Annotated in this window: 25 protein-coding genes; 11 read left to right on the plus strand and 14 right to left on the minus strand. The window is 42.5% G+C overall.

The annotated features are described in order from the left end of the window. Position 1: 1 nt before the first annotated feature. From malQ to DK415_RS02760, 5 genes are all read right to left on the minus strand, one after another. Positions 2–2,095 (minus strand): 4-alpha-glucanotransferase, encoded by a 2,094-nt coding sequence (gene malQ, locus DK415_RS02740; protein WP_109432352.1) that lies wholly within the window; start codon positions 2,093–2,095, stop codon positions 2–4. Between the two features lie 246 nt (positions 2,096–2,341). Continuing rightward, positions 2,342–2,791, minus strand: a complete 450-nt coding sequence (locus DK415_RS02745) for a YcgN family cysteine cluster protein (RefSeq protein WP_109432353.1) — start codon at positions 2,789–2,791, stop codon at positions 2,342–2,344. A gap of 174 nt (positions 2,792–2,965) precedes the next feature. Next, a complete protein-coding gene (locus tag DK415_RS02750; protein ID WP_109432354.1) occupies positions 2,966–4,228 on the minus strand; it encodes a cytosine deaminase in 1,263 nt (420 codons plus the stop codon). A gap of 9 nt (positions 4,229–4,237) precedes the next feature. Beyond that, a complete protein-coding gene (gene codB / locus DK415_RS02755; RefSeq protein WP_109432355.1) occupies positions 4,238–5,464 on the minus strand; it encodes a cytosine permease in 1,227 nt (408 codons plus the stop codon). Positions 5,465–5,623: 159 nt separating this feature from the next. Next, positions 5,624–6,328, minus strand: a complete 705-nt coding sequence (locus DK415_RS02760) for a DUF6882 domain-containing protein (RefSeq protein WP_162540456.1) — start codon at positions 6,326–6,328, stop codon at positions 5,624–5,626. Positions 6,329–6,614: 286 nt separating this feature from the next. Between DK415_RS02760 and DK415_RS02765 the strand changes: the two genes are divergently transcribed. From DK415_RS02765 to DK415_RS02775, 3 genes are read left to right on the plus strand one after another with little or no spacing between them, the layout of a single operon-like run. After that, positions 6,615–7,283: a CsgG/HfaB family protein gene (locus DK415_RS02765; protein WP_048750344.1), complete on the plus strand. Its 669-nt coding sequence runs from the start codon at positions 6,615–6,617 to the stop codon at positions 7,281–7,283. A gap of 10 nt (positions 7,284–7,293) precedes the next feature. Then, a complete protein-coding gene (locus DK415_RS02770) occupies positions 7,294–7,704 on the plus strand; it encodes a DUF4810 domain-containing protein (RefSeq protein ID WP_109432358.1) in 411 nt (136 codons plus the stop codon). Then, positions 7,701–8,375 carry a DUF799 domain-containing protein gene (locus tag DK415_RS02775; RefSeq protein WP_109432359.1) on the plus strand — a complete coding sequence of 225 codons (675 nt, stop codon included), beginning with the start codon at positions 7,701–7,703 and terminating at the stop codon, positions 8,373–8,375. The genes DK415_RS02770 and DK415_RS02775 overlap by 4 nt, the downstream gene beginning before the upstream one ends. Before the next feature lie 201 nt (positions 8,376–8,576). Here DK415_RS02775 and DK415_RS02780 read toward each other — a convergent pair whose 3' ends face one another. The 4 genes from DK415_RS02780 to DK415_RS02800 all read right to left on the minus strand — a co-directional run bounded on the left by DK415_RS02780 (position 8,577) and on the right by DK415_RS02800 (position 12,630). Next, entirely contained in the window at positions 8,577–9,137 is a 561-nt protein-coding gene (locus DK415_RS02780) for an ankyrin repeat domain-containing protein (RefSeq protein WP_109432360.1), read from the minus strand. Positions 9,138–9,139: 2 nt separating this feature from the next. Further along, positions 9,140–10,027 carry a GH-E family nuclease gene (locus tag DK415_RS02785; RefSeq protein WP_162540457.1) on the minus strand — a complete coding sequence of 296 codons (888 nt, stop codon included), beginning with the start codon at positions 10,025–10,027 and terminating at the stop codon, positions 9,140–9,142. 485 nt (positions 10,028–10,512) lie between these two features. Next, complete coding sequence (gene glnS, locus DK415_RS02795) at positions 10,513–12,183, minus strand: glutamine--tRNA ligase (RefSeq protein ID WP_162540458.1); 1,671 nt, start codon at positions 12,181–12,183, stop codon at positions 10,513–10,515. Between the two features lie 171 nt (positions 12,184–12,354). Further along, positions 12,355–12,630, minus strand: coding sequence for a type II toxin-antitoxin system RelB/DinJ family antitoxin (locus tag DK415_RS02800; RefSeq protein WP_109432364.1), 276 nt, complete (start codon positions 12,628–12,630; stop codon positions 12,355–12,357). Between the two features lie 206 nt (positions 12,631–12,836). Here DK415_RS02800 and DK415_RS02805 point away from each other — a divergent pair, with 206 nt between their 5' ends. The 3 genes from DK415_RS02805 to tdeA all read left to right on the plus strand — a co-directional run bounded on the left by DK415_RS02805 (position 12,837) and on the right by tdeA (position 17,421). Then, entirely contained in the window at positions 12,837–14,012 is a 1,176-nt protein-coding gene (locus DK415_RS02805) for an efflux RND transporter periplasmic adaptor subunit (RefSeq protein ID WP_109432365.1), read from the plus strand. A 19-nt stretch (positions 14,013–14,031) separates the two neighbouring features. After that, entirely contained in the window at positions 14,032–15,963 is a 1,932-nt protein-coding gene (locus tag DK415_RS02810) for a MacB family efflux pump subunit (protein WP_109432366.1), read from the plus strand. A gap of 87 nt (positions 15,964–16,050) precedes the next feature. Beyond that, positions 16,051–17,421 (plus strand): toxin/drug exporter TdeA, encoded by a 1,371-nt coding sequence (tdeA, locus tag DK415_RS02815; RefSeq protein ID WP_109432367.1) that lies wholly within the window; start codon positions 16,051–16,053, stop codon positions 17,419–17,421. A gap of 127 nt (positions 17,422–17,548) precedes the next feature. Here the strand turns inward: tdeA and DK415_RS02820 are convergent, their stop codons facing one another. The 3 genes from DK415_RS02820 to DK415_RS02830 form a co-directional block, all read right to left on the minus strand. Next, positions 17,549–17,872: a zinc ribbon domain-containing protein YjdM gene (locus DK415_RS02820; RefSeq protein WP_048750901.1), complete on the minus strand. Its 324-nt coding sequence runs from the start codon at positions 17,870–17,872 to the stop codon at positions 17,549–17,551. Between the two features lie 72 nt (positions 17,873–17,944). Then, positions 17,945–18,826 (minus strand): DMT family transporter, encoded by an 882-nt coding sequence (locus DK415_RS02825; protein WP_109432368.1) that lies wholly within the window; start codon positions 18,824–18,826, stop codon positions 17,945–17,947. A 44-nt stretch (positions 18,827–18,870) separates the two neighbouring features. Next, on the minus strand, positions 18,871–19,551 hold the full coding sequence (locus DK415_RS02830; RefSeq protein WP_109432369.1) for a TIGR01621 family pseudouridine synthase: 681 nt from the start codon (positions 19,549–19,551) through the stop codon (positions 18,871–18,873). 138 nt (positions 19,552–19,689) lie between these two features. Between DK415_RS02830 and DK415_RS02835 the strand changes: the two genes are divergently transcribed. The 3 genes from DK415_RS02835 to DK415_RS02845 are packed head-to-tail and all read left to right on the plus strand — an operon-like array spanning position 19,690 to position 22,769. Continuing rightward, a complete protein-coding gene (locus tag DK415_RS02835) occupies positions 19,690–20,598 on the plus strand; it encodes a LysO family transporter (RefSeq protein WP_109432370.1) in 909 nt (302 codons plus the stop codon). A gap of 13 nt (positions 20,599–20,611) precedes the next feature. Further along, positions 20,612–22,069, plus strand: a complete 1,458-nt coding sequence (cls, locus tag DK415_RS02840) for a cardiolipin synthase (protein ID WP_109432371.1) — start codon at positions 20,612–20,614, stop codon at positions 22,067–22,069. A 58-nt stretch (positions 22,070–22,127) separates the two neighbouring features. After that, positions 22,128–22,769, plus strand: coding sequence for a histidine phosphatase family protein (locus DK415_RS02845; RefSeq protein ID WP_109432372.1), 642 nt, complete (start codon positions 22,128–22,130; stop codon positions 22,767–22,769). Between the two features lie 58 nt (positions 22,770–22,827). Here the strand turns inward: DK415_RS02845 and folC are convergent, their stop codons facing one another. Together folC and accD are read right to left on the minus strand one after the other, a co-directional pair. After that, positions 22,828–24,174 (minus strand): bifunctional tetrahydrofolate synthase/dihydrofolate synthase, encoded by a 1,347-nt coding sequence (gene folC / locus DK415_RS02850; protein WP_109432373.1) that lies wholly within the window; start codon positions 24,172–24,174, stop codon positions 22,828–22,830. A gap of 2 nt (positions 24,175–24,176) precedes the next feature. After that, the gene (gene accD / locus DK415_RS02855) at positions 24,177–25,064 is read right to left on the minus strand and encodes an acetyl-CoA carboxylase, carboxyltransferase subunit beta (protein ID WP_109432374.1); all 888 of its coding nucleotides are present in this window, start codon (positions 25,062–25,064) and stop codon (positions 24,177–24,179) included. Positions 25,065–25,260: 196 nt separating this feature from the next. Here accD and DK415_RS02860 point away from each other — a divergent pair, with 196 nt between their 5' ends. Both DK415_RS02860 and xseB read left to right on the plus strand, forming a co-directional pair. Continuing rightward, positions 25,261–26,211, plus strand: a complete 951-nt coding sequence (locus DK415_RS02860) for an alpha/beta hydrolase (RefSeq protein WP_109432375.1) — start codon at positions 25,261–25,263, stop codon at positions 26,209–26,211. Positions 26,212–26,349: 138 nt separating this feature from the next. Continuing rightward, positions 26,350–26,595 carry an exodeoxyribonuclease VII small subunit gene (xseB, locus tag DK415_RS02865; RefSeq protein WP_109432376.1) on the plus strand — a complete coding sequence of 82 codons (246 nt, stop codon included), beginning with the start codon at positions 26,350–26,352 and terminating at the stop codon, positions 26,593–26,595. Position 26,596: the final 1 nt, after the last annotated feature.

A 26,596-nucleotide genomic window follows, 5' to 3' on the forward strand; every position in this document is an offset into this window, starting at 1 on the left:
GCTAAGCTCTGCGGGCTTGATTAATTAAAGAGAAAAATGCGGTCATTTGCGCATCATCAAAAATAAGTTCTAAGGATTGGCTTAATTTTTTCCGCCAATTCGGATATTCCGTTGAAGTGCCAGGCAAATTGAATGACACTTCTTGGCTCAATAAATTTTCTAATTGCACGCCCACCAACTGGCTTGCACTTTCTGCCAAATAACGGTGAATTTGACGGTTCAAATTGTCGTGCATAGCCATACTTAAAGCATCGCCCCAATAATCGGGCGGTAAATAACCGTCGCGGTGCAAGCTGTCTAATAAGGCTTGTTTATCTACGACGCGTTGATCATATTTTTCTTTTAACACGTCGCCCTCTAAAATGCCGAGCTGACCGAATAACGCCAAATCAAGGCAATGCCAGAAACTTTGCAAAGAGGGGACATCATGGGTGCCGATGGTGGCAAAGGCATGTGGTGGGAAATCCTGTTTAAGCGGATACATTTTGTTACGTTGTGCAAAATACAACACAAAATACGAGAAAATACGAAACTCGTTTAATTTCAACCGCACTTCATCAGGTACCGTGCCTAAATCTTCACCAATCACTAAACATTGGTTGCGTTGGCTTTCAATGGCAAGAATCGCCATCAGCTCATCAAACGGATAATGCACATAAGCGCCATCTGCCGCTGTTTTATTTTCCGGAATCAGCCACAAGCGGAATAAGCCCATCACATGATCGATACGCAACACGCCAAAGTTCTGCATATTGGCACGCAACATCTCAATAAACGGCTGGAAACCACGCGCCTTTAACACACTTGGATTGTAGGGCGGCAAATTCCAATTCTGTCCGACAGGGCCCAACGGATCAGGCGGCGCACCGACAGACGCGTTTACACAATAAAGTTCCGGATCAGACCATACATCGGCACTTCCGCGAGAGCTGTTTACGGCTAAATCGCCATAAATGCCAAGCTGCATTCCCACTTGACGGCATAACGCTTGTAGCTCACTTAATTGTTGTGATGTCGCCCATTGTAACCACGCGAAGAATTCCACTTGCGCTTCATGTTCTTTTAACAAGGCTTTGCGGTCACGCGCTGAGAGCGTTTGCCACGCTTTACGCCAGCCCAACCAACCAATGGTATTTTCTTCCGCCTGTTGGTGTTCATGCTCAATTCCATCTAACACATTAAAGAGCCCTTGCAATAACAACGCTTCGCCTTGAGCTTTTTTGAAGGCATCAAAATCTTGGCGACGGGCGATGATTTGTGCAGATTTGCTACGTTTAAAGAAATCGAATAGTTGTTCAAGTGCGGTCAGTTTTAGCTGCATGATTTCGCCGTAAGCCACCGTTTTGGCTTCACGCAAGGAGGTTATTTGTTCTTGCACAGGTGCAGAATGAAACCACGTTTGTACGGAACGGGATAATTTAAATTCCGGCAAAGCGGCAACATCCAAATAAATAAAATTTAACCAACGGCGGGAGGACGAACTATAAGGGCTTGCCCATTCCGGCACGGCGGGATACATCAAATGCAACGGATTAATACCAATAAAATCTGCACCCTGTTTTGCGCCCTGTTCGATTAAATAAGCTAAATCACCGAAGTCGCCAATGCCCCAGTTGGTTTGAGAACGTAAACTATATAACTGAACATTTATCCCCCAGGCTTTTTTCGATTGCAACACCGGCGGTTGATAGGCGGTACGCGGCGCTACCAACACACGAATCACATATTTTTGATTCGCCGTGGAAAGATTTAATTGATAGTAACCAAATGGTAATGAAGGCAATAAAAGCGATTGGCTTGAAGAACAGGTTTGTTCAACACATTTTTTACCTTGTTCATCAAGAAGTTGAATATTTAGGGAAACAGGCTCGGAAAGGAATAAACGCGCTAAATCATAATGAATCGGCTCGTTTTCAAAGGCGGTAATCACATCATCGAACGCCCCTTTTTCCCGTTTACTCGGCGGTTGCAAAAGTGCGGTGAAATAACGTAACGTTTCCGGAGGCGCATAAATCAAATGCCCATCGATATCATAATGAGAAAGCGAAATGCCAACATCTTCAGCAGAGCGTTTAAGAGAATCAGAAACTTGCATATAAACCTACAACTCAATACAACATAAAATAACGATTTATAAGTATTGTAGTGAAGGGGCAGGTAAAAACAACGTTTTTAATCCAAATTAGTGATCTCCATCAAAATAAATCTTTCAGTATTTACAAGGATTAAGCAGTAATTTTGGCTGAATTTTCAATCGTCTGTTTGGCGAATGAAAAAAGCTCACTTTACGTGAGCCTTTTAAAAAGAATAATGCTTTTTGATGTCATGAATCGTTTAACGTTTAAACCGATTGTTCTTCATCCACAACAAACTCAAACCAATCAATGACATCACACTCATGAATGCCGTTTTGGATTAACACGCCTGCACGTTGAACGCTTTTAGAATCACCACTAATTAACGGGTGCCATGACGGCAACGGTTTACCTTCATAAAGCAAACGATAGGCGCAAGTCGCTGGCAGCCAACCAAATTCAGGTAAATTGTCTTTGGTCAGTTTGGTGCAATCCTCTTCCAACTCAAAACGTTTCAAATAATGAGCGCACTTTCCTGTTTCTAAATCCAACAAATTGCACGCGATACGGGTGTAATACAAACGCTCATATTTGCCCTCGCCATCAATATATTTACGATAGCAACACTTGCCGCAACCATCACATAATGCCTCCCATTCGGCATCATTCATATCAAGCAGGTTTTTGTGTCGCCAGAAATCAGGTTCTAATTGCATAAAATTATTTACCGGTTTGGTTTTAAAAGCGGAAATTATAGTGAGGAACGCAGCCTGTGACAAATACTGAAAGAGAGGTTTGCAAAAACAAAAAAGTGCGGTCAATATTGACGATGTTTTTCAACGGAAAAAACACATCGGATATTGACCGCACTTATCCTTAAAAATAACAGATTAACGATAGGTGACGCGTTCGTTATCGTTTAAATGAATGGTCGTTTCAGCTAATTTGGTTTCTGCAATGACCTTACCGAGGCGAATAGAATAACGTGTCGGCACTTGACGACGTACTGCATCAAAGCCATTCTCTGCCGGTAAAATGATAAAGTTAGCGGCATTTCCTTCTTCCACGCCATAACCTTGCAACCCTAGCGCTTTTGCACTGTTTTCAGTCACTAATTTTAAGCCGTCGTTAATTTGTCCGTAGCCCATGAGTTGGCAAACGTGTAACCCCATGTGTAACACCTGCAACATATTCGCGGTTCCCAACGGATACCAAGGGTCGAATACGTCATCATGGCCAAAACACACGTTGATATTGTTTTTCAACATCTCTTTGACGCGCGTCACACCACGACGTTTTGGATAAGTATCGAATCGACCTTGCAAATGAATGTTGACGAGCGGATTGGCCACAAAATGAATTTTGGATAATTTCAACAAACGGAAAAGACGAGAGGCATAGGCGTTATTGTACGAATGCATTGCAGTGGTATGGCTCGCCGTCACTTTGTCGCCCATTTCATATTTCAATGCTAATGCGGCAACCGTTTCCACAAAACGGGATTGTTCATCGTCAATTTCATCACAGTGAATATCGATTTGTTTGTTGTATTTGCGCGCAATATTGAAGGCAATGTGCATAGATTCCACACCGTATTCACGGGTAAATTCAAAATGCGGAATGCCGCCCACCACATCTGCGCCCATTGCCATGGCTTGATCTAACAAGGCTTCGCCGTTCGGATAAGACAAAATCCCCTCTTGTGGAAAAGCCACAATTTGAAGATCGACCCAAGGAGCCACTTCTTTTTTCACTTCGAGCATGGCTTTGAGTGCAGTTAACGTTGGGTCGGACACATCCACATGGGTACGCACATGTTGCACGCCATTTGCGATTTGCCATTTTAAGGTTTTCCACGCGCGGGATTTCACATCCTCATGGCTCAATAAAGATTTTCGTTCAGCCCAACGTTCAATCCCTTCAAATAAGGTACCGGATTGGTTCCAGTTCGGTTGTCCTGCGGTTTGTGTCGCATCTAAATGAATGTGCGGTTCAACAAACGGCGGATACACAATGCCCTGTTCGCCGTCTAAAATGTCACCGGAAAAATCAATTTGTTCTTCGTTAGGCAGAATACGGGCAATCTTGCCGTCTTCAATGGCAATCTGCCATAAGCCTTCACGCCCGTTAATATGAATATTTTTAACTAACATTTATCGCTCCTATTTGAACGCCAATTTTTTACCGAATAACGGCGTTAACACAAAATAAGCCGCAGCACCGCCAATAACGGCATTTAACGGAATAATACCCGGTAAGAATTTACCGCACGCGATACCGATAGCTACAGAGATAATTGCCGTCCAGTTGATGCTAACAAATCTGGCTTGTTCAAAATTGGCATAGGCTTTATTACGTAAAATATAGTCGGCAATGATCACGCCACCAATCGGTGGAATCGCGGCAGATAAAAACGTTAACCAGCCCACAAAGTTGTTGTATAACCACAAGGCGCAAAGCGTACCGATCACACCATTTAACACCGATAATGGACGGCTACTCCAGCCGGTAATGTTGGCGAACCCCAAACCGGAGGCATAAAGCGCGTTATCGTTAGTGGTCCAAATGTTTAAACCAAGGACAATAATCGCCGGCAGAATTAATCCTTGTGCAACCATCACATCAGAAATATCAGACATCCCCGTCACTGCTGCCCCGGCGGCGCCAAAGACGAACATTAATGAGTTGCCCAAGAAGAACGCAATCATACTGATTAAAATCGCTTGTCTGGCTTTGCGTCCGAAACGCACGAAGTCTGCCGTTAATGAACCGGCACTGATGAAAGAGCCCACAACCAAGGTAATTGCCATTGGTAAAGAAATGTCGTTTTTCGGCATGATATTTTCTAACACAGATAAGCCACCGGCATCCGTTACCGCCAAATACACCGAATAAGAACCAAGCACCGCAATTGCCGGCACAGCGATAGTGGAAAGAATGGTCAGTGCAGAAATGCCGAAGAAAACCGTAATGGTCATTAATAAACCTGAGCCTAAAATTAAATAGTTCACATCAATGCCGGTAACTTTATTAACCGGAATCGCAAACATCGCCACCCCGACACCGAACCAGCCCACTTGGGTGCCGCCTAAAATTAAAGATGGCAACCAAGAGCCTTTCACACCGAAGGAATAACGCGCCAAAACATGGGTTGTTAAGCCGGTTTTTGCACCGATGTAGCCAAGAAATGACGTGTAAATCCCTAACATTAAGTTACCGATGATCACGGCTAACCAGAAATCATGGTAAGTGAGTGATGTGCCCAGCGTGCCGCCCGTCCACATACTTGCAGAGAAAAACGTTAATCCCAGCATAACAAACGTCAGCGCCACGGCACCTTTACGTTCATGTTGTGGAACGGGCTTCAAACTAAAATTTTCAGAACTCATTTTTGTATCCTTTCAAAGTAAAAAAATCGGCAAATTCTAATCCTTAGCCAAGCCAAAAGCAAACGTTTGCTTTATGAAAAAAAATAAAAGTGCGGTCAACATCTAGCGTGTTTTTCAATTAAAAAAACATCGTCAATGTTGACCGCACTTCCTCTCACACTACCCTTTCAGCTGCGACAAACGCCCTTCTTCATTAAAAATACCGACAATTTCTTTTTCACCACGACGGGCGATTAAATGGGTTTCCGTATTTTCGATAATGCGATATTCCTTTGCCGTTACATAATGTTGTAACACTTTTTTCTGGGCTTTAATTTCAAATAAGGAAATGAATTGCGGATAAACCGACAAGATTCTCAAATGTTCTTCTTCCAAAGAGAATGTCTTGCGTAAACTGCGATCTTTCACCGTCACCAACAATGCACCTGCACCAAAATTGCCCACGTAATAGCCGTCAGACTCAAACATGCCCAACGCAACTAATCCAAAACTATGCACGTCATTTAAGGCAAGTTCCCGATTAGGTTTTGTGAGTTCATCAATTTTGTATTTTTTGCCGTAAGCACGAAATTCTTTCGCTTGTTCCAGCAACTTCGCAGGAATATTGGCGGCTTGGTTTGCCCAACTCCAAAGCCAAGTTTGACTCTCAAAAGAAAAAGAGCCCAACACCTGAACCGGATAAGTATATTGCTCGCCAAAGGTGATTTTCCCGGTTTTCAAATCCACGTTCCAATCCAAATTCTCTACTCGCTCGGCAAAATCAAGCTGCTTTTCAAACCCAATAATGGCATAGCGATCGTATAAGCTGGAAAAACTTTTATAGCCGCTAAATTGAATCATGCCGAATATTTTTTTAAATAACACGAAGGTTTCTCCTGACTGGTTTAATAAAAGTGCGGTGCGTTTTTAAATTGTTTTTTAGGTCTGATAGACACACCGCGTAAATGTGAGTAATTTCATATTTTCTTTGATTAGAGGTAAAACATACGTCGGATAAACACGCCATAGAAAAATTCACCACCGCTAAAAGATAGTTAACTTACATAAATTCCGCAGAAAATTCGATAGCGAAGGTACAATAAATTCTTTAAAATGTAGCGACCTTGATATTCAGGGCTCTTTTTATTCATGAAAATATAAGGATTCTATGATGAAAAAATTCTATCCCGTTTTATTATCAGCCAGCATTTTAGCATTAGCAGGCTGTGCAACTGAAGGTTCTCGTACAGTAGAAGTGCAAAAAGTCACTAGCTACAACACCGCTTATCATGGCGTAAAAGCACCGATTTCTGTCGGTAAATTTGATAACCGTTCAAGCTATCAAAATGGCGTCTTCTCCGATGGCGTCGATCAATTAGGAAATCAAGCAAAAACGATTTTAGTTTCTCATTTACAACAATCAGGCCGTTTTAGTGTGTTAGATCGCACCAATATGTCTGAAACTGCAGCAGAAGCGAAAATTAAAGGTAAAAAACAAACCTTAAAAGGCGCAAATTATGTTGTTACCGGTGATGTAACGGAATTTGGCCGTAAAACCGTTGGCGACCAACAATTATTTGGTATTTTAGGTCGCGGAAAACAACAAGTAGCTTACGCAAAAGTCACCTTAAATATTGTCAACACCCAAACATCCGAAGTGGTTTATTCCGTTCAAGGTGCCGGCGAATACAATCTTTCCAACCGTGAAGTATTAGGCTTTGGCGGTACATCAGGATACGACTCAACACTCAATGGTAAAGTGTTAGATTTAGCCATTCGTGAAGCGGTAAACAACCTTGTTTCAGGTGTTGAAGCAGGTCAATGGAAACCGGCTAATTAAGGGTTAGATAATGAAGAAATTAACACTTCTCATTTGCTTGTCTGCCGTCGCTGTATTGACGGCTTGTTCATCAGGGCACAAACAACACTCGCTCTACACTTGGAATGGTGATGTTTACCCTTCTTCAGTTTATCAACACCTAACACAAGAAGGTGATCCGCAAGAACAACTGCAAAAATTAGAAGAACTGGCTCAACTGGATGGCGGCAACAAAGTGCCACCCGGTTTATACGCACAAATTGGTCTTCTATATGGGCAATTAGGGAATCCGGGAAAAATGGCTGAATCTTATCAAAAAGAAATGAGCCTGTTTCCTGAATCAACGCAATACATCAATTTCCTGTTAAATAAAGGAAAAAAAGTAGAGACAGCCCAAGAAAATCGCGCAAATAAAAAAGCGAAAAAAGGAGAGAAAAAATGAGAAATATTTCACTCTATTTAGCCATGGCTTGCGCATTTTTGCTTTCAGCGTGTTCTGCAATGAAGCCAACGCCGTATGACTATACCAACTATTTAGAGAGCAAACCGCAGTCTATTCTTGTATTGCTTCCAACCGATACCACCAATGATGTAAAAGGCTCCCCGGCTGTGTTGGCACAAGCCATTTCGCCATTGGCTGAAAATGGTTACTATGTTTTTCCACCGGCTCTTGTTTATCAAACCTTTAAAAATAACGGGTTAACACAAGCGCAAGAAATTCATAACGTCAACCCACAAAAATTACGCGAGATTTTTGGTGCCGATGCCGTGCTCTACATTAATGTGGACGACTACGGTGTGAATTACCAAGTGTTCGACAGCGTAACCAGAGTGAAAGTGAGTGGCAAACTCGTTGACTTACGCAATGGTAAAACATTATGGGAAGGCAAAGGCTATGCGGACGATGCTGAAAGCAATAACAACGGTAACGCGCTGGCTATGCTGGTGACCGCAGTCGTTAAACAGATTGCCAATAACGTATCTGATAAAGGATATAAAGTGGCAGGATGGGCAACCGGAAACATGTTAGGTCGTTCTTGTAATGGCTGCTTGCTTTACGGCCCAAGACATCCATCCTACGGACAAGATCCCCAATTAAAGATGCCTAAATAATCCCCTTTCGATAAACCAAAGGCTGATGTCGACACTGTCAATATCAGCCTTTTTTAATGAATAAGTGCGGTCAATTTTTGAGAGGTTTAAAAACTCTTTGAAAATTGACCGCACTTGATATTTCCATTTTTCCAATATACTTGTAAATAATTAAAAATGGGCTTGATATAGCACGCTTTTAAAATCTATTCCCAAAGTAAATTAAATGCCCTTTTTGGAATACTTTTCCATCAACTCAATCACTGGTTTAAATTTAGGATCTTGTGAACGATATTTTTTGATCCCTTCTAAAATACCATGCTGTCCAGTAAAGAAATCTACATCTCCCCCGTTATCTAGCATTAATTGAAGCAAATCCAGTCTTTCTGGGAAACCATTAATATAGGATAAAGGTGTAATTCCTCTTTCATTTGGTAAATTAGGGTTTGCACCAGCCTTAAGTAACGCTATCGCAGCATCAATATTTTTACCTCTTAACGCATAATGTAATGGTGTCATTCCGTATATATCTTGCAAATTAACTGAAACATTATTCTCAATAAAAAATGTAATAGAAGGTACTATAAAATCCTCTTTTGAGCATAAAAGTAATCCCATATGTAGCCAATTCCAGTTTTCTTTTTCTGACTTATATAAGATATCAAGTTTTTTCTCAACTAGAAAAATTCGCTTCAAGAATAAAACATCACCCTCTTGAATTGCCCTAATAGTCTCAACTTCTAGATCTGATTTTACTTCTCTATTTGTTGTTAATTCTATCATTCTTACTTTCCTCTTTTAAAAAAGTTTTTCATATCAGTTATAATTGGATCTAATTTATCGTTTCCTGGCATCTCATTTCTATGACTTCGATTTTCAGAACGATTCTCCAATCTAAAATTCTGCGGTCTAGCGTTAACGTAATCATTAAATTCCTGTCTTGTTAAACCCAATTGTTTAGCAGCCTCTTCTAATCTTCTATGCTCCCATCCAGGAATATGCCCTATATCAAATGGACCATTCACTATTTCACCTGTTTCTTTATGAAGAAATACATTATCTGAAACCTGCTCATATTGCGAAAGAATATTTTTCTTAGTTTCAACTCTAAGTGTTGGTCTTGGGTATTTATCCCCTACTGCCGTTTTATTCATTAATAGATTAGGTTCTGATTTCAATTCTTTCTTCACCCCACCCTCAAACGACACAAACTTATTATTATTGAAGAAAACAGGATTTCCTTTTACATCATCTCCTATATAGTGATAAACACCACCCTTCGGACCTTCAATCTCACTTAACGAAACATACTTATATCCTTCCGGCAAGGGTTTGCTCAGAAATTCAGAATCTACTTTAGGTTTAACTAAATTGCCGGTTTGTAAATTAGGTAAACGAGTAAGCGTTCTTTCGGCAACCTTACCAGCAACTTCACCCACAGCCTTTACCCCCACGCCAGCAGCTTTCCCGGCCCCCGTAAGCTCCAACAAGGCTGTACCACCTCTCACAGCTGCTATCGCATCAATCTCATTGACCATATTTTTACCATAAAGGTAATTTACATCATCAAGATGATAGCCTGCGCCCAAAATGTCTTTACCCGATTGCCATACTGCCTTTCCTGAATCCGATAACATTTCCTTACCGGCTGAAATACCCCCACGATGGCGCACGTCTCCTGACGCGTGCCCAAAACATCAATTTCATTTAATTCAGATTTTTACTATTACTAATAATCTTTATATCGAATATATGTAATAAAGAAAAAAATTGAAAATATAAGAAAAAAGAACCCTACATCCTTTATGTTAAAGTTTTTAAAAAATGAAAATAAATTAATTTGATAAAATGCAATTCCATTATCAATGTTATAAAACATCCTCCCCATAACAAATGACAAAAATAAATAGAACAAGGCTACCGCAAAAGAAAAGAAAAGAAAGTAATATAAAAATTTTTTTTCATTAGTTATTTCCAACGATGAAGCGCGTTTCCTAACGCGAGCCCAAAACATCAGTTTCATTTGAATTAGATTCTCGCCATTTATTAATCACTTCAGTTTTTTTATAGTTTAGAGCGATACAATAAACAGCTTAAATAAAAAGTGCGGTCGAAATTCATCACGAAAAACGACCGCACTTTTTAATGAGTGATGAGGTTAAAAACCTTCTTTCAAACTCACCGTTAAGTTAAACACCAAATGTTCCGGGTGGCTGTCTTTGCTGTCGGCACAGAAATAGCCTTCACGTTCAAATTGGTAGCCTTTTTCTGCTTCCGCATTACCAAGGCTTTGTTCGACAAAACCGTGTTTCACCACTAAGGACGTTGGGTTTAGCACGCTTTCGATGTTTTCTTCCGCACCCGGGTTTGGCACAGTGAAAAGGCGTTCATATAAACGGAATTCTGCCGGGTGGTTGTGCGTGGCGGAAACCCAGTGGATTACGCCTTTCACTTTGCGGCCATCTGCCGGGTTTTTACCTAAGGTTTCCGGATCGTAGGTACAGAAAATGGTGGTGATGTCACCGTTGGCATCTTTTTCCACACGTTCTGCTTTAATCACATAAGCATTGCGCAAACGCACTTCTTTGCCTAACACTAAGCGTTTATATTGTTTGTTGGCTTCTTCACGGAAGTCCGCACGATCGATATAAATTTCTTTGGTGAATGGCAATTGGCGTTCGCCTAATTCAGGACGATTCGGGTGATTCGGCGCAGTTAACATTTCTTCGCCTTCAAAATTTTCAATCACCACACGAACAGGATCGATCACCGCCATGGCTCGCGGCGCATTTTGGTTTAAATCATCACGAATGCAAGATTCTAATGCGCTGTATTCCACCACGTTGTCTTGTTTGGTCACGCCAATACGACGACAGAATTCACGCAATGACGCCGGCGTATAACCGCGACGACGTAAACCTGAAATGGTCGGCATACGCGGATCGTTCCAGCCATCTACAATGCCTTCATTGACTAATTTCAACAATTTACGTTTAGAAGTGAGCGTGCCTTCTAAATTTAAACGGGAGAATTCATATTGGTGCGGCAATGGGCGCTCAATGCTGATGTTTTCCAACACCCAGTCGTATAAACGGCGGTTGTCTTGGAATTCAAGAGTACATAATGAGTGTGTAATGCGTTCGATGGCATCGGAAATACAATGGGTGAAATCGTACATTGGATAAATGCACCATTTGTCGCCGGTTTGGTGGTGGCTGGCAAATTTAATGCGATAAATCACCGGGTCGCGCATCACCATAAACGGCGACGCCATGTCGATTTTCGCACGCAAACTCAGTGTGCCTTCTGCAAATTCGCCGTTTTTCATTCGCTCGAATAACGCGAGGTTTTCTTCTACGCTACGATCACGATACGGGCTGTTTTTCCCCGGCTCGGTTAACGTGCCGCGATATTCGCGCATTTCTTCCGGTGAAAGTTCGTCCACATACGCCAATCCTTTTTTGATCAATTCAATAGCATAGCCATAAAGTGCATCAAAATAATCGGAAGCATAACGCGGCTCGCCTTCCCATTTGAAACCTAACCATTCTACATCGGCTTTGATGGAATCTACATATTCCACATCTTCTTTCACCGGGTTGGTGTCGTCAAAACGGAGGTTACATAAACCGTTATATTCTTTTGCTAAACCGAAGTTTAAACAGATAGATTTGGCATGACCGATGTGCAAATAGCCGTTTGGCTCAGGCGGAAAACGGGTGTGAACGCGTTGGTGTTTACCGGACGCTAAATCTTCATCAATAATTTGGGTAATAAAATTGTGCGGACGGGCATTTTCCGTCGTTTCTAAGATAGTTTCTGTACTCATAATTTTCTCAATTAAAACGCATAAAAAAATAACCGCACTATTCTACACGCTATGACATAAAAAGCGAAGAAGGCAGTTTGTTATTGAAAGCGATTAGCGAAAAACTTCAGAATGGGTGTTGATTGGCTAATCATTTGAGATCGCGTTTATAGTCTTTAGTAAAGCTAATTTTCATTTATGCCTCGTTTGCGACACGTTGCATTTTTTAATCAGCTCCTCTACGTTCTCAGCTTCTACGATTTCCACTTTTCCACTTAATACATCTTGCATAGCGCGGATCGTTGTTTCATTCGGTTGATAATCTAACTGAACAGGAATGGATTTTGTCGAAACCACTTGTTGTAAAATCATTTTTAGTGCCTGAGCCGGGTTTAATCCGTAGCTTCTGAAAACGGAAAAGGCCTGCTCTTTTAATTCAGGATCTAATCGAAAAGTATATGAAGTCATTTTAGTCTCCTAATGTAATACAATTGTCTTACAATTTAATGACAATACGTAAATATTCAAGTTTCGTTTTTGATTCTCACTTGAATATCCGAAGAAGAATCACTAAAATGCGCCACTAAATGAACGTTCATTCATTAATAATTAAGATTTCCTTAATCTTTCTCCTGTATTCTATTTTCACTGTTTCTTTTAACCCTTGAGAAAATATGACAACAAAACATTGGATAATGGCCGCACTGGCTGCCGCGGTGATCACCGGCGGTTATTTTTTTATGGGCGATTCCACGCCTAAAACCACTTATTTAACGGAAACCGTGCAACGTGGCGACATTGAAAAAAATGTGGTGGCGACCGGCTCAATTGAAAGTGTCAACACCGTTGATGTGGGCGCGCAGGTTTCCGGTAAAGTCACCAAACTCTATGTGGCTTTAGGTCAGCAAGTGAAAAAAGGCGATTTGATTGCGCAGATTGATTCCACCACGCAAATCAACACGCTAAACACCCGAAAAGCGGCACTTGCAAGCTACCAAGCCCAGTTTGTCGCACGTAAAACCGCCTATGATGTGGCGCTTTCTAATTACCATCGTTTAACCAAATTGTATGCGCAAAAAGGCACCTCCTTGGACAGTTTAAACAGCGCAAAAGCGACCTTAGATAACGCCAAAGCAGAAATGAATGTGGTTCAGGAAAACATCAAACAAGCAGAAATTGAAGTGAATACCGCGGAAACCAATGTAGGCTACACCAAAATCACTTCACCGATTGACGGCACGGTGATTGCTACGCCGGTTTCTGAAGGCCAAACGGTAAACTCCAATCAAACCACGCCGACCATCGTCAAAGTGGCGGATTTAAGCAAAATGCGCATTAAACCGGAAATTTCCGAAGGCGATATTACGAAAGTGAAAGCCGGACAAGAGGTGACCTTTAGTATTTTGTCCGACAGCAAAACCCTTTATCACGCCAAAATTGAATCCGTTGATCCGGCGACAACGACGATTAGCAATAGCTCTACGTCCAGTACCACAAGTTCAACGTCAAGCACCAGTAACAGTGCAGTTTATTACTACGCCAACATTATCGTAGAAAATCCTAACCAGATTTTGCGCATCGGCATGACCACAGAAAACAACATCAAAATTGCCAACGTGCAAAACGTGCTTTCCGTGCCGAATATGGCAATTCAAACGCAAAACGGTAAAACCTTTGTGAAGGTATTAAACAGCAACAACCAACCGGAACAGCGAGAAGTAGAAATCGGCGTACAAAACGATTACCAAACAGAAATTAAATCCGGCGTTGCTGAAGGCGAAAAAGTCATTGTGTCACAAGTGGCTGCCGGCGAAGCCGTCGGCAATATGCGCGGACCACGAATTTTCTAAAGTACGGTGGAAATTTCCAATGAATATTATTGAAATGAAAAACATCAACCGCTACTTTGGTGCCGGCGAAAATCGTGTTCATATTCTGAAAGACATTTCGTTAAATATCGAAAAAGGCGATTTCGTTACCATTATCGGGCAATCGGGTTCGGGCAAATCCACGTTGATGAACATTATTGGTTGCCTCGATACGGCGACCAGCGGTTCGTACAAAATCGACGATAAAGAAACCATCGAATTAACCGCCGATCAGCTCTCCGATTTACGCAGTCAAAAATTCGGTTTTATTTTCCAACGTTACAATTTATTGAGCAGCCTTACCGCAGCAGAAAACGTGGCATTACCGGCAATTTATGCGGGCATGCCCCACAATCAACGTTTAGAACGCGCCAAACAATTATTGGAAAAACTGGGCTTAAGCGATAAATGGCAGAATAAGCCGAATCAACTCTCCGGCGGGCAACAACAACGCGTGAGTATTGCTCGCGCTTTGATGAACGGCGGTGAAATCATTTTAGCCGATGAACCCACCGGTGCGTTGGATTCGCAAAGCGGCGAAAACGTGTTGGAAATTTTGCGCCAACTGCACCAAGAAGGGCATACCATTATTATGGTCACCCACGACAAGCACATCGCTGCCAGCGCCAATCGGATGATTGAAATCAAAGACGGCGAAATTATCAGTGACACGCAAACCCAGCCGGTGAAAAGTGCGGTCAAAAATTCAGGTGTTTTTAAAGGACGTTTCGGCTTCAGCAAAGATCAGCTGATGGAAGCCTTTCGGATGTCTGTTAGCGCCATTGTGGCGCATAAAATGCGTTCCCTACTCACCATGCTTGGCATCATTATTGGGATTACCTCCGTGGTGTCCGTGGTGGCATTGGGCAATGGCTCACAACAAAAAATTCTGGAAAATATTCGCGGTATCGGCACAAACACCATCACCATTTTTAACGGCACCGGCTTTGGCGATCGCCGTGCGGAACAAATGCAGAATCTCACGGTTAATGATGCCAACGCGCTACGCCAACAAACCTACGTGCAAAGCGTTACGCCGAATAGCGCGTCAAGCGGCACCTTGATTTATGCGAATAAAGCCTTTTCGACGACGTCCTTAAAAGGCGTGAGCGAAGAATCTTTTGATGTTGAAGGTTTAAAATTAAAACAAGGTCGCCTACTCTCAGCGCAGGATGTCGCAGAAAACGCGCAAGTGGCGTTAATTGATGAAAGTGCCAAAAAAGCCATTTTCCCCAATGAAGATCCGCTTGGCAAAGTGGTGATATTTAACAAACGTCCGTTGCGCATTATCGGTGTCGTGACCGACCGTCAACTGGGCGGTGCGAGCAGTTCACTGAATCTTTATGCACCCTACACCACCGTCATGAACCGTATTTCAGGCAGCAAAAAAATCGGCTCGATTACGGTGAAAGTGGCGGAAGAGATCAACTCAACAGCCGCAGAAAAAGGCATTACGGAATTGCTGACGCTACGCCACGGCAAAAAAGACTTCTTCATCATGAACAGCGACACCATTAAACAAACCATCGAAAGCACCACCGGCACGATGAAATTGCTTATCTCCTCGATTGCTTTTATTTCCTTAATCGTCGGCGGGATTGGTGTGATGAATATTATGTTGGTGTCAGTGACAGAACGCACCAAAGAAATCGGCGTGCGCATGGCAATCGGCGCAAGACAATCCAACATCCTGCAACAATTTTTAATTGAAGCCGTGTTGATTTGCCTCATCGGCGGTGTCACCGGTATTTTGCTTTCCGGTGCGATTGGAGTGCTGTTTAACACCTTTATGACCGATTTCACCATGGCATTTTCCGGTGGTTCGATTATTGCCGCAGTCGCTTTTTCCAGCTTAATCGGCGTAGTGTTCGGCTACAGCCCGGCAAAACGTGCAGCACAATTAGATCCGATTACGGCATTAGCCCGTGAATAGATTTTGTAAAACCTAAAAATGCGGTTAAAATCGACCGCACTTTTGAGGCATAAAATAGCCCCCTTGAACCTTAAAGAAGGATAAAAAATGTTAAAAATGAAAAAACTAGCCCTTGCAGCGGTGATAGCAACAACGCTCGCCGGCTGTGCCAATATTGGCGATTCTTATCAAGCCAGCCTCGATAATTACAAACAATATGAAGATATTACCAAGCAATACAACATTAAAGACAACTGGTGGGCGCTTTATAACGATGTACAACTCAACCGTGTGGTCGAACAAGCCCTTGCAAATAACAAAGACTTAGCCAAAGCAGCGGTTTCCGTCAACCGTGCGCTGTATAGCGCCAACCTTGCCGGTGCAAGCTTGATTCCGGCCTTTAGCGGTTCGGCAAAATCCTCTGCCCAAAAAGACATTAATCGTGGCGGCAATTCAGCAATCACACATACCGGTGCGTTAAATGTGTCTTATACGTTGGATTTATGGCGTCGTTTAGCAGATACCGCCGATGCGGCGGAATGGTCACATAAAGCCACCATTGAAGACATGGAATCTACCCGTCTTTCTTTAATCAACTCGGTGGTGACAACCTACTATCAAATTGCCTATTTAAACGATGCCATTAGCACCACTCAAGAAAGCATTAAGTATTACACCGACATCAGCAACATCATGAAAAATCGCTTGGCACAAGGTGTCGCAGACAGTGCCAGCGTAGATCAGGCGCAACAAGCGGTATTAACGGCGCGTAATAATTTGATCACCTTGCAAACAAACCGTAAAAACGCAGAAAAAACCTTACGCAATTTACTTAACTTAAAACCGGATGACGCATTAAACATCAACTTCCCGCATATTTTGAGCGTAAAAACCGTAGGTGTGAATTTAAACGTGCCGGTTTCCGTGATTGCCAACCGTCCTGATGTCAAAGGCTATCAAGCCCGTTTAAGCAGCGCATTCAAAAATGCCAAAGCCACCGAAAAAAGCTGGTTCCCGGAAATTACCTTGGGCGGAAGTTTAAGCCGTAATGCCACCAATCAAACCGGCGCGACTACATTCTCCTCTATTGGCGCCGGCAACGTTGGTATTACATTGCCGTTCTTAAATTGGAACACCGTAAAATGGAACGTGAAAATTTCTGAAGCGGATTACGAAACAGCCCGTTTAAACTATGAAAAAAGTATCACCACCGCGTTAAATGACGTGGACACCAACTACTTTGCGTTCACTCAAGCGCAAAGCCATTTTGGCAACGTGCAACAAACGTACAATTACAACCAACGCATCACGCAATATTACCGCAACCGCTATAACGCGGGTGTGTCTGAATTGCGCGAATGGTTGACGGCAGCCAATACAGAAAAAGCCTCCCAGCTTTCCATTTTGCAAGCCAAATTCAACGTGATTCAGGCAGAAAATGCCGTTTACAGCTCCATGGCAGGTTACTACTCTCGTTAAACAAAAATGCGGTGAAAAATCACCGCACTTTCTCTAAAAAAGCAAAAACGGTGCTTAATTAACAAAGCGCCGTTTTTTATGAAGCTCACTACGCACAAATCAAGTGCGGTGATTTTCTAGCGTATTTTTATGCTTTCTTCAAAAACTCTGATTTCAACATAATTTTGCCGCAATCCACGTTGTGGTCGCCGCGAGCAAGGCGGATGCCTTTAAATTTTGTGCCTTTTTTCAATACTTCGGAAGACCCTTTTAATTTCAGATCTTTGATTAACAACACATCGTCACCATCAGCTAATAAATTGCCGTTGCTGTCTTTGACAATAAGCGCATCATCGTCATGCTCTTCGACTTCGTTGCCGGTCCATTCGTGGCCGCAATCCGGGCAAACAAATTGGATGGAATCGTGATAGGTGTTTTCGCCTTTGCAAGATGGACAAATTGGATATTCCATGGATTTCCTCGTTTTCAATGTCATTTTAAAGTGCGCTATTGTAGCGGAAAACAACTATTTTTGGGGAATAAATTACGCCTTCGTTTTTCCTTGACCACGCATTCTAGCCAATAAACTAACAGACACAATGATCACCAAAGAGCCAAACCAGAAATGCACTGTCGGTACATTCTGCCAAAACAGCCAGTCACAGATGCTGGAAAAAATCACACCGGTAAACGCAAAAGGCGTGATGACATTTGCCGGTGCGTATTTAAACGCACGCGTCAGCAAAAGTTGGAAAATTAAGCCAAATCCGCCCACCAATAAAAGCATGAACAAGCCATGCGCTGTTGGGAGTGTCCACTGCGCCATAAAAAATAACGGTAACAAAATAGCGCCAAGCAAATGGAAATAAAAAACGATATTTTTCGGTGAATTATGCTTATTTAATTCCTGCAAACTGATAAACGCCATGGCGGCTAAAGTCGCACCGCCCAATGCCACAAAAATATAATAAGGTTCCACCTCACCATGGTGATCGGTGAGCAAAATAATCGCTACACCAATAAACCCAAGCACACTGCAGGCAATGACTTTCAGCGGCGTGCGAGTACGCAAAAGAAAGAGCAATACCGGCACGAATAACCCAGAGGTATTCAACAGCAAAATAGAAATGGAAAGTGGCAAATATTTGATGGCATAAAAAGTACATAACATACTGCCGATGCCGGCAAGGTTGCGAATCACCAAAAACAGCCATTGGCGCATTTCGACTCGGAAATCGCCATCGCGAATCATAAAAGGTAACAAGAAAACAAAACCAATCAGAAAGCGAGAAAACAAAATTTCACTTGCCGGTAATTCGTCCGAGGCATATTTTACGAACACGCCCATCAAGGCAATGCTGATATAGGCAAGCACCATACAAACAATGGCTTTGTGGTATGAACTGGTTATGATCTTATTCGGCATTGGCAACGTTCCTTGATTCGCAGCGAAAAAAGTGCGGTCAATTCTTAAAGTGTTTTTTCATTTTCACCATGAAGATATTTTTCAATGTCCTGCCAAAAACGTTGAAAAATTTCACCGCACTTTTCACTCTCATTAATCGGTGTTCCCTTAATTTGAACCTTCAAACCCGAATAGTCAAACGATAATTGGTAGGCGTGTAAATAAGTACGATCAGCCTTATCCCCACCATATAGCTCATCCCCTAAAATCGGGCTGCCTAAACTTTTCATTGCGACACGAAGTTGATGGGTTTTACCGGTTTTTGGTTGCAAGATAAATAAACGCAAATGGGGTGCCAAACTGTGAGACACAAAATCTGTCACCGCAGGGTTTTCTTTACTTTGGCAAAGTTTCCATGCGCATCTTCTGGCCTTTTGCATATCTCCACTGATTCTGCCTTGTTTTTTCTTCGGTTTATGCGTTGATAATGCAATGTATGTTTTCTGAATTTGATGCTGCGCAAATTTCTGCGACAACGTCACAGCCGCACGTTCATTTAAGGCGAGAATCAATAAGCCTGAAGTGACTTTATCCAGCCGATGCACCAGCCAAACCTTCGGTACGCCAAGTTGCTGCGCCACTAATTGAGTTAACCCCACATCCGCGTCATCTTTATGGACGCTAATGCCATTAGGCTTATTGATCACAATAAAATCAGGGTGTCGAAATACAATTTGGAATGTCATAGGGAAATACTAGAGGAAAATGATGGCCGAAAGTATAGCACAATCAATGACCTTAGCTTTAGTGTTAAGGCTCACCGATAGGCGAAAATAGGGAAAAGTGCTATACTCTGCACCATATAGCATTTGAAGGTGGCAATAGTGTACGAAGGATTACTCATTATTTTAGTGCCGATGTTTATCGGTTACATGGTGAAAGTGAAAAATCACGCCATTTTGCAATCTTTCGGTCGCGTGACCATGATTTTGCTGTACATGATTCTCTTCACCATGGGTTTTTCACTCGGACAACTGGATGATTTAGCACAACAATTACCGCAAATCGGCGTTTATGCCCTCACCTTTATTTTGTTTATCCAAGGCCTAAATTTCATCGGCTTATTCTTTTACGATAGGCTCCACCCTCTACCACTAAAACACGTTGCAGAAAAAATCGCCTCGCGTTGGCACATTATGCTGGATTCATTGCAATTATGCGCCGTAGTGTTAGTTAGTTTTGTAATAGGTTGGCTGACAAAAGGATATTTCGCATTGCCCCACGACGCCACCACTTATGTGCTGGTTGTCATGATTTTTTGTGTGGGCGTGCAATTGCGCAACAATGGCATTTCCATGCGAGCGGTATTTTTCAATAAACGCGGCTTGGCGATGGGCGTGATTTTCATGTTCACCTCATTACTTGGCGGCATTATCGCGGCTTTCATGTTGTCAGTGCCAGTGATACAAGGGTTAGCCGTGTCCTCCGGTTTTGGCTGGTATTCTTTGTCTAGCGTAACCCTCAGTAATGCTTGGGGGCCGATTTGGGGCAGTATTGCGTTTTTTAATGATTTATCGCGTGAATTGATTAGCTTATTTATTATCCCGCTATTCATGCAAAACTACCGTTCCACGGCAGTGGGTTTTCCGGGGGCAACCGCACTGGATGTCACCTTACCCATTATTCAAAAAGCCGGTGGCGTAGAGGTTTTACCGCTTGCTTTTAGTTTTGGCTTTATCACAAACATCACACCGCCGATTTTATTAATGCTTTTTACCTCAACACCTTTATAACGCGGTCATTTTTATGAATATCGAACAAATTATCGCCTACATTATTCCTGCACTTATCTGGGTTCTCACCATTGCCATTACCATTCGTTTGGTCATGAAAAAGCAATCTGTCGCCGCCATGCTATCTTGGTTGATGGTGATTTATGTGTTTCCTATCATCGGCATTGTGGCGTATTTGATTTTCGGTGAAATTAATCTCGGAAAGCGCCGCGCAACACTATTCAACCAACTCAAACCGCAATTTATGGCGTGGTTCGACAGGCTATCGAAATGCGATAACTTGGTGAATACGAAAACCAATCTACTCTATCGTTCGATTTTCGACTTAGCCAAACAACGTCTTGGCATTCCTTGTGTTTTAGGAAACGAACTGCATATTCTGGACACTCCGGAAAACATCATGCACAGCATCATTGAAGACATCGAACGCGCAGAAAAATCCATCAATATGGTGTTTTATATTTGGTCGCCTTCTGGTTTGGTGAACGACGTCAAAGAAGCCATTATCGCAGCCTGTCAACGTGGGGTGAAAGTACGTATTTTATTGGATTCCGTGGGCAGTCGTCCGTTTTTAAAAAGTGCGGATTGTCGTGCTATGCAAGCCCAAGGAATTGAGATTGTTGAAACCTTACATGTGAATTTATTCCGCATGTTTTTCAGTCGAATCGATTTACGTCAACATCGCAAAATTATTGTGATCGATAACCAAATTGCTTACACCGGCAGCATGAACATGGTGGATCCGAAGTTCTTCAAAAAAGACAGTAATGTAGGCGAATGGATTGATGTCATGGTACGTATCAATGGCCCGGTATCTGCCGTTCTCAACGGCTTACATGCGTGGGACTGGGAAATTGAAACAGGACAATCCGTGCCATTAGATATTCCTGATTGCCCGTTATTGCCTTTGGAACAAAACAATTCTCACGCAGTGCAAATTCTTGCCACCGGCCCGAGTTTTCCGGATGATTTGATGGCGCAATCTCTCGCCATCGCAATTTTTTCTGCACGGAAAAGCATTGTCATCACCTCTCCTTACTTTGTGCCAAGCCATAATATTGCCGAAGCATTACGCACAGCCGCCCTACGAGGTGTGGATGTCTCTATCATTCTGCCAAAAGAAAATGATTCGATGATGGTACATTGGGCAAGTCGCACATTTTTTGATGATTTACTCGCCGCCGGTGTAAAAATTTATCATTTCAATAAAGGCTTACTGCACACTAAGAGCATGCTGATTGATAATAAATTGGCGTTGGTTGGTACTGTAAACATGGATATGCGCAGCTTTTTATTGAATTTTGAAGTGACCATGGTGGTGGAAGATGCAGCATTTGCGAACGAAATTGCCCTGTTGCATGAAGGCTACATCAAAAATGCTGAATTGCTTAACTACGCCGAGTGGGCAAATCGTTCCATCTATCAACGCATTATCGAAAAATTGTTTTTCCTTTTCAGCCCGCTCTTATAAAAAAGTGCGGCCATTTTTTTCTGCGTTTTTATCTCAATAAGATTTAACAGGATAATTCATGAATAAACATCTCACGTTCTATTTCGTCCGCCACGGACGTACTCTTTGGAACGAACAAGGACTATTACAAGGGTTCGGCAACTCCGCCTTAACGGAGCTTGGTGTTAAAGGCGCCAAACAAACCGGAGCAGCACTGCAGCACATTCCTTTTGTTGCTGCCTATTCCAGCTGTTTACAACGTACCATCGACACAGCGCAATATATTTTAGGCGAGCGCGATGTGCCGCTGTTTCAACATAAAGGGTTAAACGAGCAATATTTCGGGTCTTGGGAAGGTTTACCGGTGGAGAAATTGCGTTCTTTAGAAGAATTCAATCAAATGCTCAAAGATGCCGCAAATTATAAAGCGCAAAGCAATGGCGGAGAAACCTTTGAACAACTTGCCAAACGGGCAATGAAAGCGCTTCAAGACATTATTCAAGTACATGATCAAGGCAATATCTTGGTTGTCTCGCACGGGCATACATTGCGCTTATTGCTTGCTTTACTTGCCGGAACAGGCTGGCAAGAACATCGTCATGAAGGCAAGAGCCAATCTTTGTTAAATTGTGCGATTAACATCGTGCACTATAAACAAAGCAATGGGACATACAGAAAATTTATTATTGAAAGCATAAATGAAGCGGGACATTTACGTTAAAAGAAAAGCGCCAAGGGTTGTTCCTCGGCGCTTTTGTTTTTTGGTGAAGCTAACGTCTTTAGGCTTGGATTAATGTCAGAAACTCGCCAACAGTATGAAAAGATCCAAACACCAGTACGGTATCATTTTCATTGGCAATTTCCACCGCACTTTTGACCCCTTCTTCGACGGAGTCGGCATAACTGCCTTGTGCATTCAAATGCTGCTGAGTCGCAATCTGTTGCAACGTCACAAATAAATCCTTGCCCTGTTGCCCTCGATAACCGCCTAATGTAACACAACGCCATTCGTCAACCAGCGGAAGTAACGGCGTCAACACGCCTGCCGCATCTTTATCTTTTAAAATACCGCAAACGGCAATCAGTTTTCCTTGCGATTGGGCTTTAAGTGCGGTCAATTTTTCTGCTAAATAACGTGCTGCGTGCGGATTATGCCCCACATCAATAATCATACGCGGTAGCGCTTCCACTTCACGCTGAACCATTTGCGCCAAATGCGTTAAGCTTGCCGGTTTCATAGTCTGAAAACGCCCGGTGAGTTCCACCTCAAGCAAGGATTTTTTCACGGTTTCAAGAGAAATCTCAAACGGCAATTTTTGTACTGCCGCCAATGCAGTTGCGGCATTGGCTAAGGGAATGTGGCAAAGCGGTAAATCCGTGAGCAAATTCCACCGCACTTTTTCGTCTTCACGCGCGGTTTGCCATGTCCAACTTTGTTCCTGTTGGCAAAAATGCCAATCAAGGTGACGACAAAATAATTGGCAAGCTAATGTTTCGGCATGCGCCAACATGCTTTGCGGAATGTTAGGTTCGCCGATAATCACCGGTTTATTGGCACGGAAAATTCCCGATTTTTCAAAACCGATTTGTTCGCGTGTAGAACCGAGGAAATCCGTATGATCAATGTCAATACTGGTAATGACTGCCATGTCATTATCCACGATATTCGTGGCATCCAAGCGGCCGCCTAGCCCCACTTCTAAAATCACCACATCCAATTTTGCCTGTTTAAACAAATGTAACGCAGACAAGGTGCTGAATTCAAAATACGTTAATGATTGCGTTTTGTTTTGCTCAATATAGGCAAAAGATGCTGTATGCTCTGCATCATCCAACTCTTGATTCTGAATACGAACACGTTCGTTATAACGTAACAAATGGGGAGAAGAATACACGCCGACACGATAGCCCGCATTCAATAAAATGGTTTCTAACAAACGACAAGTGGTACCTTTTCCATTTGTACCGCCCACGGTAATCACGAAAGGTGCCGGCGTAAGCAAATCCAATTCTTGGGCGACAGATTTAATGCGTTCCAGCCCTAAATCAATCGCTTTAAAATGGCTGTTTTCCAAATAAGAAAGCCACTCGTCGAGTGGCGAAGTGGCTTTTAAAATCGTGTTCATATTTATTCTTCTGTGATTAATTCGCTTTCCACAAAAGGAGATGGCTTATTCATCAGTTTACTGACCAAACTTGCCAAGGTATTACGCATATCAGCACGTTTTACGATCATGTCAATTGCGCCTTTTTCCAATAAAAATTCACTGCGTTGGAAACCTTCCGGCAATTTTTCACGCACGGTTTGTTCAATAACACGCGGACCGGCAAACCCGATTAATGCTTTTGGTTCAGCAATATTGATATCACCCAACATCGCGAAACTTGCAGAAACGCCACCTAAGGTTGGATCCGTTAATACGGAAATGAATGGCACGCCTTTTTCACGCATTTTAGCCAACACGGCGCTGGTTTTTGCCATTTGCATGAGGGAGAACAAGGCTTCCTGCATACGTGCACCACCACTGGCAGAGAAACAGACAAACGGGCAATTTTCTTCAATGGCTTTTTCTGCGGCTTTGACAAATTTCGCACCCACCACAGACCCCATGGAGCCGCCCATAAAGCTAAAGTTAGAGGCTGCCGCCACAATCGGCATATTGTATAACGTACCGTAAAATGCAATTAAGGCATCTTTTTCGCCGGTATCTTTCTGAGCGGCGGTAATACGATCTTTATATTTCTTCAAGTCTTTGAATTTCAAGATATCTTTCGGTTCTAACTCTGCCGCTAATTCTTGTACGCTGTCTTGATCCAATAAGCCCAATAAACGCTCGCGCGCATCAATACGCATATGGTGTCCGCATTTTGGGCAAACTTCCAAATGACGTTTTAATTCTTCACGATATAGCACCTGATCGCATGAGGTACATTTTGTCCACACACCTTCAGGTACATTGGCTTTGCGGGAAGAAGACGAGGTATTTTTACTAAAAATTCTATCAATCCAGCTCATATTTAACCTTTTTCTCTTGATTAACAAAAAATTACGCGCTATTAGACCATAATTTTGAAAAATTTTATAGCAATTTATACTGATCTGATTAGTCATCAAGTGCGGTCATTTTTTCGGGTATTTTTATCTGATAAAAACGTTAGAAAAACTGACCGCACTTTGCTACGCTAGCGCAAAAACTCACATAGGAACATGTATGAAACCGTTATTATTGGCACTTTCTTGTGGCGTATTCTTTAATCTTGCCGAGGGGCATCAAGCAACTTCAATGGGCAATTTAAAACCGGCAATTCTCCCTAATGCACAAGAATATATGCTTCACAGCCAATTTACGAAAAAAGATTATCGCATTCAGGTGATGCCTGTTGGAGAAGTAAAGCATATCAGCTATTCCGTTCTCTACGTGTTAGACGGCGATGCCCTTTTCCCAGCGGCTGCCAGCATGGCGCAAAACATGATGGCGCGCTCACAAGAAACCAATGCCGTACCATTTTTAATCGTCGGCATCGGCTACCCGAATACTCAACTTCTTAATCCGGCAGAACGCGCGCAAGATTATACGCCGCCGTCAGAACGTTACGATAATACCGGCGATAAAACCAATAAAAAATTTGGTGGTGCGGAAAATTTTTATCGTTTTATTCAGGAAGAACTCTCACCGGATTTACACCGCCGTTTTTCAATTAACACCGCTCAACAAAGCATTTTCGGGCATTCTTATGGTGGTCTATTTAGTTTATATAGTTTGTTTAATCACCCGAATGGCTTCCGCAACTATCTTATCGCCAGCCCTTCAGTATGGTGGAATCAGCAACGGATTTTGCAAGATTTACCTACATTTTCCGAACATCTGCAAAAAATAAAAGAAAAAATTGGCGTGCGTTTTACCGTTGGGGAATATGAACAAAAATTGGCGCCTTATATGAAACAAGATCCCGAACGACAAAAGCAGTTAGATCAGCGCGCCATGGTGACGCAAGTAAAAAATTTAGCGGAAAAACTGAATGCGCTGCCTAATGACAAGCTATCCGTTGTGAGTAAAATTTATGATGAAGAAACCCATATGACCAGTGTCATGCCTGCTTTATTAGATGGTTTGAAGTGGCTTTTTTCTCGCTGTAAAACACAACAAAATTGTGCACATTAACCCAAAGTGCGGTGTCTTTTTCAGTTGTTTTTTTAGAAGAGATTATTCACCGGAAATACCCTAAATTCGCCCTAACAATAGCGATAAAAATCAAGTACAATACGGCAACTCTATTTTGCTGCAAAAAAGGATAAGACCATGGCTCGCAAAGCGGCTGAAAAAAACGAACCGGATTTTGAAAATACCTTAAAACAACTGGAAGAAATCGTCTCCCGCTTGGAAAATAACGACCTTTCTCTTGAAGAGGCATTAAAAGATTTTGAACAAGGCATCAAGCTGGCTCAGTTAGGTCAAGAACGCTTACAGCAAGCGGAACAGCACATCCAAATTTTGTTACAAAAAAACGAAAGTGCCAAACTCAGCGATTATCAAGCGGAAGAATAAC

It is taken from the genome of Aggregatibacter segnis (assembly GCF_003130075.1).
GTDB classification, from domain to species: domain Bacteria; phylum Pseudomonadota; class Gammaproteobacteria; order Enterobacterales; family Pasteurellaceae; genus Aggregatibacter; species Aggregatibacter segnis_A.

Bases quoted from the DNA above. Each gene is read 5' to 3' on its own strand.
- malQ (WP_109432352.1), bottom strand. From the start codon at position 2,095: ATGCAAGTTTCTGATTCTCTTAAACGCTCTGCTGAAGATGTTGGCATT.
- DK415_RS02745 (WP_109432353.1), bottom strand. From the start codon at position 2,791: ATGCAATTAGAACCTGATTTCTGGCGACACAAAAACCTGCTTGATATG.
- DK415_RS02750 (WP_109432354.1), bottom strand. From the start codon at position 4,228: ATGTTAGTTAAAAATATTCATATTAACGGGCGTGAAGGCTTATGGCAG.
- codB (WP_109432355.1), bottom strand. From the start codon at position 5,464: ATGAGTTCTGAAAATTTTAGTTTGAAGCCCGTTCCACAACATGAACGT.
- DK415_RS02765 (WP_048750344.1), top strand. From the start codon at position 6,615: ATGAAAAAATTCTATCCCGTTTTATTATCAGCCAGCATTTTAGCATTA.
- DK415_RS02770 (WP_109432358.1), top strand. From the start codon at position 7,294: ATGAAGAAATTAACACTTCTCATTTGCTTGTCTGCCGTCGCTGTATTG.
- DK415_RS02775 (WP_109432359.1), top strand. From the start codon at position 7,701: ATGAGAAATATTTCACTCTATTTAGCCATGGCTTGCGCATTTTTGCTT.
- DK415_RS02780 (WP_109432360.1), bottom strand. From the start codon at position 9,137: ATGATAGAATTAACAACAAATAGAGAAGTAAAATCAGATCTAGAAGTT.
- glnS (WP_162540458.1), bottom strand. From the start codon at position 12,183: ATGAGTACAGAAACTATCTTAGAAACGACGGAAAATGCCCGTCCGCAC.
- DK415_RS02800 (WP_109432364.1), bottom strand. From the start codon at position 12,630: ATGACTTCATATACTTTTCGATTAGATCCTGAATTAAAAGAGCAGGCC.
- DK415_RS02805 (WP_109432365.1), top strand. From the start codon at position 12,837: ATGACAACAAAACATTGGATAATGGCCGCACTGGCTGCCGCGGTGATC.
- DK415_RS02810 (WP_109432366.1), top strand. From the start codon at position 14,032: ATGAATATTATTGAAATGAAAAACATCAACCGCTACTTTGGTGCCGGC.
- tdeA (WP_109432367.1), top strand. From the start codon at position 16,051: ATGTTAAAAATGAAAAAACTAGCCCTTGCAGCGGTGATAGCAACAACG.
- DK415_RS02820 (WP_048750901.1), bottom strand. From the start codon at position 17,872: ATGGAATATCCAATTTGTCCATCTTGCAAAGGCGAAAACACCTATCAC.
- DK415_RS02825 (WP_109432368.1), bottom strand. From the start codon at position 18,826: ATGCCGAATAAGATCATAACCAGTTCATACCACAAAGCCATTGTTTGT.
- DK415_RS02830 (WP_109432369.1), bottom strand. From the start codon at position 19,551: ATGACATTCCAAATTGTATTTCGACACCCTGATTTTATTGTGATCAAT.
- cls (WP_109432371.1), top strand. From the start codon at position 20,612: ATGAATATCGAACAAATTATCGCCTACATTATTCCTGCACTTATCTGG.
- DK415_RS02845 (WP_109432372.1), top strand. From the start codon at position 22,128: ATGAATAAACATCTCACGTTCTATTTCGTCCGCCACGGACGTACTCTT.
- folC (WP_109432373.1), bottom strand. From the start codon at position 24,174: ATGAACACGATTTTAAAAGCCACTTCGCCACTCGACGAGTGGCTTTCT.
- accD (WP_109432374.1), bottom strand. From the start codon at position 25,064: ATGAGCTGGATTGATAGAATTTTTAGTAAAAATACCTCGTCTTCTTCC.
- DK415_RS02860 (WP_109432375.1), top strand. From the start codon at position 25,261: ATGAAACCGTTATTATTGGCACTTTCTTGTGGCGTATTCTTTAATCTT.
- xseB (WP_109432376.1), top strand. From the start codon at position 26,350: ATGGCTCGCAAAGCGGCTGAAAAAAACGAACCGGATTTTGAAAATACC.